Origin of the sequence: Nostoc sp. CCY0012 (genome assembly GCF_963920855.1) — a bacterium.
Taxonomy (GTDB): domain Bacteria; phylum Cyanobacteriota; class Cyanobacteriia; order Cyanobacteriales; family Nostocaceae; genus Cyanocohniella.
In genome coordinates, this window is sequence record NZ_CAWUDM010000036.1 from 23,703 (window position 1) to 35,820 (window position 12,118).

10 protein-coding genes are annotated in these 12,118 nt (G+C 43.0%); 4 read left to right on the plus strand and 6 right to left on the minus strand.

The features are described from left to right. The first annotated feature begins 100 nt into the window (after nucleotides 1–100). Together ACM0OS_RS12485 and ACM0OS_RS12490 are read left to right on the plus strand one after the other, a co-directional pair. Nucleotides 101–883, plus strand: a complete 783-nt coding sequence (locus tag ACM0OS_RS12485) for a class I SAM-dependent methyltransferase (RefSeq protein ID WP_414543509.1) — start codon at nucleotides 101–103, stop codon at nucleotides 881–883. 104 nt (nucleotides 884–987) lie between these two features. Then, on the plus strand, nucleotides 988–3,162 hold the full coding sequence (locus tag ACM0OS_RS12490; RefSeq protein ID WP_414543510.1) for a DEAD/DEAH box helicase: 2,175 nt from the start codon (nucleotides 988–990) through the stop codon (nucleotides 3,160–3,162). A 153-nt stretch (nucleotides 3,163–3,315) separates the two neighbouring features. Here ACM0OS_RS12490 and ACM0OS_RS12495 read toward each other — a convergent pair whose 3' ends face one another. Continuing rightward, complete coding sequence (locus tag ACM0OS_RS12495; RefSeq protein ID WP_414543511.1) at nucleotides 3,316–4,218, minus strand: S1 RNA-binding domain-containing protein; 903 nt, start codon at nucleotides 4,216–4,218, stop codon at nucleotides 3,316–3,318. A 167-nt stretch (nucleotides 4,219–4,385) separates the two neighbouring features. After that, nucleotides 4,386–5,135 (minus strand): dienelactone hydrolase family protein, encoded by a 750-nt coding sequence (locus ACM0OS_RS12500; protein ID WP_414543512.1) that lies wholly within the window; start codon nucleotides 5,133–5,135, stop codon nucleotides 4,386–4,388. A gap of 319 nt (nucleotides 5,136–5,454) precedes the next feature. On the opposite strand from ACM0OS_RS12500, the gene ACM0OS_RS12505 reads away from it, so the two are divergent. Both ACM0OS_RS12505 and ACM0OS_RS12510 read left to right on the plus strand, forming a co-directional pair. After that, complete coding sequence (locus tag ACM0OS_RS12505; RefSeq protein WP_414543513.1) at nucleotides 5,455–6,444, plus strand: GntR family transcriptional regulator; 990 nt, start codon at nucleotides 5,455–5,457, stop codon at nucleotides 6,442–6,444. 76 nt (nucleotides 6,445–6,520) lie between these two features. Then, nucleotides 6,521–7,192, plus strand: a complete 672-nt coding sequence (locus ACM0OS_RS12510) for a nitroreductase family protein (RefSeq protein WP_414543514.1) — start codon at nucleotides 6,521–6,523, stop codon at nucleotides 7,190–7,192. Here the strand turns inward: ACM0OS_RS12510 and ACM0OS_RS12515 are convergent. The 4 genes from ACM0OS_RS12515 to tig form a co-directional block, all read right to left on the minus strand. Next, the gene (locus ACM0OS_RS12515; RefSeq protein WP_414543515.1) at nucleotides 7,189–8,109 is read right to left on the minus strand and encodes an alpha/beta fold hydrolase; all 921 of its coding nucleotides are present in this window, start codon (nucleotides 8,107–8,109) and stop codon (nucleotides 7,189–7,191) included. The two genes, ACM0OS_RS12510 and ACM0OS_RS12515, sit on opposite strands and share 4 nt — an antisense overlap. A gap of 186 nt (nucleotides 8,110–8,295) precedes the next feature. Then, complete coding sequence (gene clpX / locus ACM0OS_RS12520) at nucleotides 8,296–9,636, minus strand: ATP-dependent protease ATP-binding subunit ClpX (RefSeq protein WP_414543516.1); 1,341 nt, start codon at nucleotides 9,634–9,636, stop codon at nucleotides 8,296–8,298. A gap of 9 nt (nucleotides 9,637–9,645) precedes the next feature. Continuing rightward, entirely contained in the window at nucleotides 9,646–10,344 is a 699-nt protein-coding gene (clpP, locus tag ACM0OS_RS12525) for an ATP-dependent Clp endopeptidase proteolytic subunit ClpP (RefSeq protein WP_414543517.1), read from the minus strand. A 300-nt stretch (nucleotides 10,345–10,644) separates the two neighbouring features. Then, a complete protein-coding gene (gene tig / locus ACM0OS_RS12530; RefSeq protein ID WP_414543518.1) occupies nucleotides 10,645–12,060 on the minus strand; it encodes a trigger factor in 1,416 nt (471 codons plus the stop codon). Nucleotides 12,061–12,118 lie beyond the last annotated feature (58 nt).

A 12,118-nucleotide genomic window follows, 5' to 3' on the forward strand; every position in this document is an offset into this window, starting at 1 on the left:
GAGAGGCTTTATATACAACGTCTCTACAGATTAATTCTGAAAATACTGATTTAGTTATATGTTGAAAATAACAGAACGAGAATTAATTAAACTGTGAAATATGAGCGAAATCCACACTGATAAAACACCTCTACATACTCTAAATCCACTGAATCGATTTTCTGATAGAGCCGAAAATTATGTAAAACATCGTCCTAGTTATCCCGATGCAGCTATTGATATTATCCTAGAAGGCTTATCTCCTACCTCGCAACTCAAAGCCGCAGATATTGGTGCTGGTACAGGAATTTCTTCACGATTATTGGCTGAACGTGGAGTTAATATTATTGCTACTGAACCAAATACAGCTATGAGAGAAGCTGCTAAAATACATCCTTTGGTAGAGTGGCGGGATGGAACAGCAGAAGCAACAAAATTACCTGATAAATCTGTTGATTTAGTTACCTGTTTTCAAGCTTTTCACTGGTTTAACCCAGAACCTAGTTTATGGGAGTTTCACCGCATTTTAAAACCATCAGGACGGTTAGCTGTGGTGTGGAATAACCGTGATAAAGATGATGAGTTGACGGCGGAGTATAGCCGCATAGTGCGTGCAGCGTCTAACAATCATCCAGCAGAATCACGGATGCAATCGGTAGAACCACTATTAGTAACTTCTCATTTTATTAATATTCGTGAATATACCTTTACTTATCGCCACGAGTTAGATTTAGCTGGACTGATTGGTAGGGCGATGAGTTCTTCTTATGTACCGCATGAAGGTGCAGCATACAATCAAGTTATCACCGACTTACAAGATTTATATCAGCAGTTGCATAATCAGCAAGGCTTTGTTTATATGGTATATCGCACCAGTGTTTATCTTGGTGACGCAATTAATTAGAACTTTATCTATCTAGTTAAATACCGCATCAGTGTATCTGCACTGGTGTGCAGCGTTTAGTCAATGCTAGCTTGGCAGCAATAACCATTTGAGGCGGGTAGTAAATGGCTGTTGGGAACGAAGCACAGGGTAGCAAATTCATCACCACAGAACCGCTAAAAGCTAGTGATGAGATTGAGCAAAAACTATGGGATGTTGTTCGCAGCGCTTTTGCTGAGAGGAACTGTATCGGCTATTGGCGCTATCCGATTTTCTCGCAGGTGGGGGAAACTCGCAAAGAGCCAGATATCTTGATTGTTGATCGAGAATTGGGTTTAGTTGTCATCGAAATTCAAACTGTTACCATTGATCAAATTGTTGCTGTCGATGGTGGAAAGTGGCAATTACAAAACTCTGAAACTACAGAATTTAATTTTTGCCAGCAAGCAGAAAATCAGCTAAGAGCATTAATAGCATATAGCGATCGCGAGCCGGCAATTTGGCGTAAAGTCAATGGTAGGGCAATAGTTGCATTACCTCTGATTACCCAAGAACAATGGCAGCAAAAAGGTTTTGAGCAATCACCAAGCCCATCAATGATTTTTCAAGACCAGTTAGATAAAGTTAACTTGGTGGAACGCATTCAACAATCTGCGGTTGTAGTTCCCGGAGAAAATTTAGAAGATAAAGACTGGGAATTGCTACTTTCTGTGATTGGTGGAACACCTGTACTTCGCAAAAATCCGCGCCACCGAGTTTCCACCACCGGCAAAACCCGTTCTAGTGTCATCGATAGTTTGCGAAATAAATTATACGAAATCGATTTACAGCAAGAACATATTGGTAAACAAATTCCCCCTGGTTTCCAGCGTATTCGTGGGATTGCAGGTTCAGGTAAAACTGTGCTGCTGTGTCAAAAAGCCGCACATATGCATCTCAAGCACCCAGATTGGGATATTGCCTTGGTTTTTTTCACGCGATCGCTCTACGATTTAATGATTGGGTTATTAGATCAGTGGATACGCCGTTTTAGTTGCGGTGAGTTGCAGTACGACCCCATGAATAATCAGAAATTGCGCGTACTTCATGCTTGGGGAGCCAAGGAACAACCCGGTTTTTACAGTACAATTTGCGAGTACCACGGCAAAAAATCTAAAACGCCACAAAATACAAGGGAGAAACAGCCAAATCGCAGTTTAATAGACTTAAGTAAACGGCTACAAGAAGAAATTAAGATTGAACCGATGTTTGATGCCATCTTGATTGATGAAGGTCAAGATTTGGTAGCCGAAGACGATTTAAAATATCAAGATAAACAAGCCATATATTGGTTAGCTTATCAAGCCTTGCGACCTGTGGATGCTGAACATCCAGAGCAACGGCGTTTGATTTGGGCTTATGATGAATCTCAAAGTTTAGATAACCTGAAAATTCCCACAGTATGGGAGTTGTTTGGTGCTGAAGCAAATTTTCGTAAAGCTGTTAGTGGTAGCTACAAAGGCGGCATTAAAAGGTCTGAGATTATGCGCCACTGCTATCGTACACCAGGGCCAATTCTTACGGCTGCCCATGCAATTGGCATGGGTTTACTCCGTCCTCAAGGAATGCTGACAGGTTTAACTAACAAAGATGATTGGCAGAAAATTGGTTACGAAGTCGAGGGCGATTTCCGACGTATTGGTCAGCCATTAACTATCCATCGACCGCCAGAATATTCACCAAATCCCATTCCAGAAATGTGGGGAGAACCTGTATTAGAGTTTGACACTTATAGTTCTCGTCCAGAAGAAATGATGGCTCTGGCTGAGAACATTATGCATAATATTGTCCACGATGGACTTAATCCCAGTCGTGATATTTTAGTGATCATTTTAGGCCCCACTTACGAGGCGATGGAATTAGAAACCTATGTGGCTGGTTTCTTAATGGCACAGGATATTGATGTTTATATCCCTACGGCGATGAAGTTAAATGATTTAACCCCCCAATGGCCTAAACATGACCCAGATAAATTTTGGCATGAGGGAGGAGTCACAATATCCCGCGTCAATCGTGCCAAAGGACAAGAGGCTGATATGGTTTATGTGGTTGGTTGCGATTATGTGGCTCGTCATGAAAATAATGTAAATTGCCGCAATCAGTTGTTTGTGGCTTTAACGAGAGCGCGAGGTTGGGCAAATCTGAGTGGTGTGGGCAGTTATCCTCTGTATGATGAGATGCGGCGAGTGATTGCTAGTGGTGATAGTTTCACGTTTACTTACAAACGCCCACCGCAGCGCGATATTACGGATTGTGAATGAGTAATTCTCTCAATTTTGCATTTAAAGGTTTGTAGTGAGGACTTTAGTCCTCGACTAAAGGCTATATTTGCTGACTACGAACTGAATTACAACAATTTTACATTGCTTAACGTAGTTTGATTTATTCCCGCCTACTTACTTAGAGGATTAGTTTCACTCACCCGTTTTATTACTAGCTCGATGAGCGCGCGCCTCGGCTGAAGCCATAACTTCATCAAAATTCTCTAGTAATTCACCAGGGAAGTTTTCCAAAATTCTAGTAGAAATAGCAACCCGACCTTTACCTTCATCCAAGTCAATAATTACAGCTTTAATTGTTTGACCGACTTGAAAGACTTTTTCTAGAGATTCAATGAATTTTTGGCTGACTTGCTTAATGTGTAGTAAGGCGCTGAGACCATCTAAATCTACAAATACTCCAAATGGTTTGATACCAGTCACTTTACCTTCTACTAATTGACCTAGTTCTAACAAGCTGAAACTGCTAGAACGAGTCGCCAAGCGCTGGGAAAGAATGAGTTTATTGGTGTTGCGGTTAATTTCTAAAAAACCCACAGTGAGGGTATGACCTTTTAGTGCTTCTAAGTTATCACGCTCTGCTAAGTGCGATCGCGGAATAAATCCCCTTAAACCCAGCAAATCAACAGTGACACCACCTTTATTTACACCCATGACTCTGACTTGCACCGTTTGGCCGCCTTCTTGCATTTGCGCCAATTTTTCCCAAATTTGCTGAATTTCTAACTGTTTGCGAGAAAGGGTAACTTGACCTTCTGCATCTTGATCGCGGATAATCAAAAACTTCAATTCTTCTTGCAACGGCAACACTTCCGCTAAATCGATAACTGCTCTCAAAGAAGCCTCTTCGCGGGGGAGAAAAGCGGATGATTTGCCACCAATATCAACGTAAGCTCCATCATGGTCAAGTTGAAACACTTTGCCATGTACGACTTGTCCCTTCTGAAACTGGTAGTCGTGGGTTTCTAGTGCTTTGGCAAAATCGTCCATTGTAAAAGACGAATTGGCTGGTTGAGAAAGTTTCGATTCGGAGTTCATGACGATTGAAGATAAATAGTTATTTGATTGGATGCCACTGGAGTTTTACTAAACGCCTAACAAAGTCCGATCTATTGGGAGTGTTAGTTGAATATGCTTGTTAATTATGGCATGAGGATTTGGCTGGTAGAAAAGACCAAAATAGCTGGCATAACGCCCATTGCGATTTAAGTCCTCAACACAGTGTCAAACAGTTGCTTGACCTGCTCCCAAGCATCAGCTGCGGCTTTAGGATTATAGCTGGCGCGATGGTCACAAAAAAATCCGTGGTCAGCTCCATCGTAGCGAAACACTTGATGGGGAATTTTATATTTTTCTAACTCTGCGGCTATCTCATCCACTTGTTCTGGGGGAATACTGGCATCTTCCTTGCCAAAAAAAGCATACACTGTGCCTTTGATTTCTGGGGTACGGGTAATTGTAGGCGCGCCACCCCCTGGTGTGCGGGTAGTAATGCCAGCACCGTAGAAGGCAGCAGTAGCTTTTATATCTGGTAAGGTGGCAGCTAAATATGCTACATGACCTCCAAAACAAAAACCAATACAGCCAAAGCTATCTGGTTTCACCTGGGGTAGAGACTTGAGATAGTCGATGGCTGATTGAATATCACTCAATAACTCTGATGCTTTAGTTTGCGACCAAGCATATTTTCTGCCAATTTCAATATCTTCGGGAGTGTAACCTGTTTCAAAACCAGGGGCTTGACGCTGAAAAAGTGCCGGGGCGATGGCCACATATCCTTGTTTAGCAATTCGTTCTGTAACTTCACGAATGTGAATGTTAACACCAAAAATCTCTTGTAAAACTACAATTCCTGGGTAAGAGCCAGATGCTTGGGGCTGTGCTAAGTAAGCCGATACTTGGAAATTATCTTGCGAAAGTTCAACCGTTGTGGTATTTATTACTTGCTCTGTCATAAAAACTTTTACCAGTGCTGTGTCATTAGATATGTGATTATTTGATATAACTATGCCAGTATCTCTAGGCTATTACTAGTCAAAAGTTATCAATTAGCAAAAGTGCGTGCATCAGAAATTTCTCCCCCAAAATTCCCTGTGTAAATCAAATATTTGACACGTAATCAATGCACCTAGCACCGCAAGGCGGAAGTCAAAAGTCAAAAGTCAAAAGTCAAAAGGCTTATCAAACAGGCTGTTTGACGATTTTAAATGGTATGCCTATTTATGCCGTGCTGTACTAGTCACTTGCTCTTATTAGTATTCAAGAGGTTTAGTGATGATTCAATTCCGTATTCAGCCAGACAGTGAAATTCCCGCATCAACCCAGCTGTTTAATCAAATTCGGTTTGCGATCGCTTCTCGGCAATATCCACCTAGTTACAAGTTGCCAAGCACAAGAGCGCTAGCTATGCAAACTGGGTTACACCGTAATACCATCAGCAAAGTTTACCGCCAGTTGGAAGAAGACGGGTTTGTGGAAAGTCTAGCTGGTTCGGGAATTTACGTGCGCGCCCAGGGTCATGAAGGCGGTAGCAGGCTACAATCCCCCATTGTTAAAAAACAACATCCTGAAGACGCATATAAACTGGTGCAGCAAGCCCTAGATGAGATGCTGTCTCAAGGTTACTCGCTCAATCAAGCGCGAGAGCTATTTTTAGCAGAAATTGATTGGCGTTTGCGTTGTAGCGCCCAAGTGCTGGTTGCAGTACCCACTCATGACATTGGTGCTGGGGAATTGATGGTGTATGAGTTGGAACTGGCTTTAAAAATACCAGTACAGTTGGTAGCGATGGAAGAACTAACCGCTGTACTAGATAAAACTAACTCAGCAACAGTAGTCACAAGTCGGTATTTTATCGGTGATGTGGAAGCGATCGCCGCCCCGAAAGCTGTACGTGTGATTCCTCTGGATATTTACGACTACACCAAAGAACTGAATCTGCTCAAAACCTTACCCAAGGAAAATTGTGTAGGTATAGTCAGCCTGAGTTCGGGAATTGCTCGGGCCGCAGAAGTCATTCTTCATGGTTTGCGAGGAGATGAACTATTGGTGATGACTTCCCAACCCAAAGATGCTTACAAACTGCAAGCGATCGTCAAGCGGGCTGAAGTCATAATCAGTGACCAAGCTAGTTTTCCGGCTGTCCAAGCGGCTGTCCAAGCATCTTTAGACGACATTATTCGTCCACCTAAACTGATTAAAGTAGAAAATTACATTGGTACTAGCTCAATTAACTTGTTAAAACGCGAACTAGGCTTGAGTTGACCCATAGGTAGAAGAGAAAGAATTTAGATAGGAGGAAGATGGTATAGGCCACACCTTTAATGAATAACTCAGAATTATGTTTGTAGAAATGCAACCTTATGTCGGTTTAGTAGAAGCAATCAAGCAGCGCCGTGCAGCTAGGTCTTTTAAAAGCGACGTGATTCCCCCGGCAATTTTGCAAGAAATACTTGAGTTAGGAATACAAGCACCATCAGGCTTTAATCTCCAGCCTTGGCGATTTATTGTGGTCAAGGAGCAAAAAAATAAAGATAAACTCCAAGAATGTGCTTTTAACCAGCGCCAAGTAGGAGAAGCGCCAGTTGTGTTAATTTGTTGTGGCGATCGCCGTGCCGATAATGTGGATAATATTGATGCTGTCATCCATCTAGGGGAAGAGAATGGGATGATGACCGATAACTTCGCCAATTATATGCGTTCTAGCATCCCCGAATTTTTTACTAATCATCCCAACTTTGCCTCAATGGAAACTTGGACTAACCGTCACACGATGTTAGCGGTAGCTTATATGATGATTGTGGCGAAAAGCTTTGGTGTGGATAGCTGTCCAATGGAAGGATTTGTCAGCAATCAAGTCAAGGAAGCATTCCAAATTCCCAAGGAAGTGGATGTTTGTTGTCTGCTAGCACTTGGTTATGCTGATGAACCAGCCAAGCAATATGGCGGACGTTTTCCTCTTGATCAAGTTTATTTTAATGAAAGCTATGGCGAACCTTTCGGACTAAGTTAACCCACCTGTACTTCTGGTGTGGGAATGTGCAAAAACTCTCGCACCCGTCGCAAGTAAGTTGGTGCATCTTCCAACATGGGAAAATGCGCTGTATGAGGAATCATGGCAAATTCAACTTTGTTACTTTGTGCTGCTGCTAGCCGCCCCATCTCAGCCGGAATAATTTGGTCATACTCCCCAGCCACTAACAAAATCGGTACTTTCAGTTTGGCAAACTCTTGTGGCATTAATTCCGATTGTGCCTTACTGACTGAAGTAAAAATAGTACCTAAGGCTGCATCATAATCGGCTTCGAGAAAATCTCGTAAAAATTCCTGACGTTCAGTCTTGGGTATAGGGCTATGTAAAAATCTCGCCATAAACATCCGGTCAACAAATGGTATTTTATCTAACCACTTGGGACGAAATTTAACTACGTAGCCACCAAATTTGTGAAAAGCACTAAAAGCTTTTTCGTCATACTCAAAAACACCGCTACAAGTCAAAATTCCCCGTTCCACTCTTTGGGGATAGCGGTTGATAAATAATGTAGCGATAGATGCACCCATTGAATGAGCGTTAATATAAACGCGTCGGAGATGCAACTCATCTAGCAAAGTTGCCAAATCTTCAGCATACTCTTCTAGTTCATAGGTTAGCTGTTGAATAGCTGCTGATTTTTCTGGTGTTGACTCAGACTCAACTACAGATTCACTGGCTTGGGTGATGGTAGGTTTTCCCTGAGAGCGCCCAAATCCCCGTAAATCATATAGTAAACAATCAAACTCATCTACTAAAGCATCAGCTGTACTTTTCCAGTACCTAGCTGAACCAGCCCAACCATGAATAAATACCATGACTGGTTTTACCCCAGATGCAGATGGTTTTTTCACCCATTCATAATAGTGTTCTACGCCACGAACATTAATATAAGCCATGTTTCAAAAATTAAATTGCAAAAGTTTAATGTTTTTGCAATTAAACCACAAGTTAGTCACTGATGATTTTTGGTTTAGACGACCCTGATAACTCTAAGGGACGGAAAAATATAAAAATCAAATGTTGTGGTTAGCAAGGGGAGGATAAATTTGATAGTCGTATAAGTCAAAAATGACTAATGACTATTAAGCCGATTCAGGCTTCGGTAGAGAAGATGGGTGTACTATCAGTTCAGCAGTTGAGCGCTTCTCGACCATTTCTCGGGTGACTGTGCAGCAGGTTACATCCTTACGAGATGGTAACTCATACATGACATCGAGCATTAGTTCTTCGACAATGCCCCGTAGCGCCCTAGCACCAGTTTTCCGGCGGTAGGCTTCTTGAGCGATCGCCCGCAAAGCATCTGGTTTAAAGTCTAATTGGACATTATCCATCTTCAGCAGCTTTTGGTATTGTTTTACCAAGGCACTGCGTGGTTCAGTCAAAATCGCCATCAGGGCTTCTTCATCCAACGGATCTACCACTGCTACCATTGGCACACGTCCGATAAATTCGGGAATCATGCCAAATTTTACTAAATCATCTGGTTCTAGATGACGGAGAGTATCAGCAGTCCGCTTTTCTTTGGAGGGAGTTTCTCCTGGTTGTACAAACCCCATTGACTTTTTGCCTGATCTCTGCTCTACGACCTTCTCTAAACCGACGAAAGCACCGCCACAGACAAACAGAATATTACTGGTATCAATTTGGATGCAGTCTTGATAAGGATGTTTACGTCCTCCCTGGGGCGGGACATTGGCGATTGTCCCTTCTAACATTTTCAACAAAGCTTGTTGCACGCCTTCACCAGAAACATCGCGTGTAATCGAAGGGTTCTCACTTTTGCGGGCAACTTTGTCAATTTCGTCAATGTAGATAATCCCTCGTTGGGCTTCTTCTACATCCAAATCTGCCACTTGCAACAGTCGCAGCAAAATATTTTCGACATCTTCCCCTACATACCCTGCTTCTGTTAGTGTCGTGGCATCAGCTACAGCAAAGGGTACATCCAAGATTGTTGCCAGGGTTTGTGCCAAAAGAGTTTTACCGCAACCAGTAGGGCCAATTAACAGGATATTAGACTTTTGCAGTTCTACTGCATCGTCTGCGGCATTTTTACCACTGCCTTTAGATTGCAGAACCGCCAGCCGCTTGTAATGGTTATAAACTGCAACTGACAACACTTTTTTGGCTTCGTCTTGACCAATAACGTGTTCGTCTAGATAGTTTTTAATCTCTCTAGGTTTGGGAATTTGATTAAATGAGAGACTGGAAGAGCGGGTACGGCGTTTTTGAGGTGGTTCTGACCTTGGCGCTGGTGGAGACGCGGCACTGTTTGTGTCGAGTAACTCCTCATCCAGTATTTCATTACACAAGTCAACGCATTCATCGCAGATGTAGACTCCCGGCCCTGCGATTAATTTACGCACCTGCTCTTGAGACTTGCCACAAAACGAACATTTTAAATGGGAGTCGTACTTAGACATACCAGCCTCTTATTTCAGAATGGTGACGTTTTCCCCAGCGGTGGGAAGATTTTGTCTGGAGATGACTTGATCAATCAAACCGTAATTTTTCGCCTCTTCTGCCGACATAAAAAAGTCGCGTTCAGTATCTGCCTCAAGTCTTTCTAAACCTTGACCAGTATGATGAGCCAGTAACTGATTCAGTTTAGCCTTAACGTAAAGAATTTCTCTTGCCTGAATCTCAATGTCAATCGCTTGACCTTGAGCGCCCCCCAATGGTTGGTGGATCATGATCCGGGAGTCTGGTAGAGACATACGTTTGCCAGCAGAGCCTGCTGCCAGTAGGAATGCCCCCATGCTGGCGGCTAATCCAAAACATATAGTAACAACATCGGGACGGATTTGTTGTATTGTATCATAGATTGCCATGCCTGCGTAGACGGAGCCACCAGGAGAATTAATGTACAGCTGGATGTCCTTTTCTGGATCTTCGGCATCTAGAAAGAGCAATTGAGCCACAATTGAATTGGCCACAGCATCGTCTATGGGAGTGCCTAAAAATATAATCCGCTCTCTCAACAAGCGGGAGTAGATGTCAAAAGCTCTTTCTCCCATTCCTGACTGTTCTACCACCATAGGCACAATATTAGTAGGGCCGCTCAAGTGGGAGTGTATTTTTATTTGACTAACACTGCTAATGGGGTCATTTCCCGACTGCGATAAAAGCATATAAGAACATTTGACAATAATTTAGGACAGGTTTGGCAGCGTTGATGGCTGCCTGCTTAACGGATGCAATTTAATTTGAGCCATGTGTTAACCATTATGCCTCATCTATATTGCTCTCGTGTAAAGCCGCATCCAGCTAAGGCGATCGCACATGGCACTTTTTGTTGCAGATTCTTTACATCTTGCACTTCCAGTCAGTGCTGAGTGCTGAGTAGGAAAAAGTTTTACTCAGCGAGAAGTTGCTAAGAAGAGCCACTGCGGGGGTTTTCCTGGGAGACAACTTCCATAACTCAGCCTGAATCAAGTATTAGTTTCGGCGCTTACTTCCTCAGTCTGAGGCTCAGTTGTTGCTGATTCTGCTGCTGTTTCCTCTTCTGCGGGGCTTAAAGAGCCTTCAGGAACAAGTTCGACGGTTGAATGTGCGAGCAGCCAATCGACGATTTTTTCAGTTAACAGTTCGTTTTCTACCACTGAACGCACTCTTACTGGGTCAATGTCTTGGTCTGCATACTGTTCCAAGAGTTCCTTGACTCTGGCTTCAATTTCGTCAGGTGTCAATTCGATGGACTCACGTTTACCGACTTCCCGTAATCCCAAAGAACGTTTGAGGCGTTCAATGGCCTCATCGCGCGATCGCTCGCGTAATTGCGGAATAATATCTTGGGTAAACAACTTTCTCACATCTAATCCCTGCTGAGACAGTCGCATTGCTGTTTGCGTCAGCATGGCATCAATTTCTTGATCGATTAGCGTTTCTGGCAAGTCAACTTCTACGTACTTCAGCAGTTCGCCTAACAATGCTTCCTGCTGGTTTGATTTGGTTTTTTCCTCGGCTTCTTTTTGATATCGCTCTTCTAAAGACGCCCGTAATTCAGCCAATGTATCAAAGTCACTGACTTCCTGAGCAAAGTCATCATTCAACTCTGGGAGTTCTTTTTCTTTTAATTCGTGTAGTGTCACCGTAAAAACTGCCGGTTTCCCTGCCAATTCTTCGTCAGCATAAGGATCTGGGAACTGAGCAGAAACTTCTCTGGTTTCTCCAGGATTCATGCCTATCATGCCAGAAACAAAGCCAGGAATAAATTTATCTTCTTGCAACTCTAGTTGAAAATCGGTGGCTTCGGCTCCCGGAATTGGGGTGGGTTCGGCTGTTTCATCTTCGCCTTCGCCTTTAGCCAGTACACCTTTAAAATCAACTACGGCGACATCACCAATTTGGGCTGCACGTCCTTCTACGGGAATCAATGTGGCTAATTCTTCTCGTTCTTTTTGCAGGACTTCTTCGACTCGACTGGAATCATGCTTGATTTCTTCGGCTTTGGCTTGTAAGTCGGTGTACTGTACCAGATTAACTTCTGGTTCTACATCTACGGCCGCAGAAAAAGTTAGAGGTTTTCCAGGTTCATAATTATTAATCAATTCCTCAAACGAAGTCCGCAATTGTGGCTGACCAATTGCCGGAATTTCTTCTTGTTTGAGTGCTTGCTCGACACCATCTTGAACCAGTTCTTCCAATGCTGCTGCTTTGATACGAGTTACGCCTAGGCGCTGGAGCAATATCTGCCGAGGCACCTTGCCTTTACGAAACCCAGGAATATTGGTAGTACTAGCTAAATTTTTAATTACCTGTTCGTAAGTTTGCTTGGTAATTTCTGGCGTAATCTCGATTTCCAAGCCAATTTGGCTGGCGGGAAGTTTTTCCTGGGTAACTTTCATGCTTCGTCTCTATATTTCCGGTATGTTTGGCTCCAATGACGCACAAGAAGCAATTTAA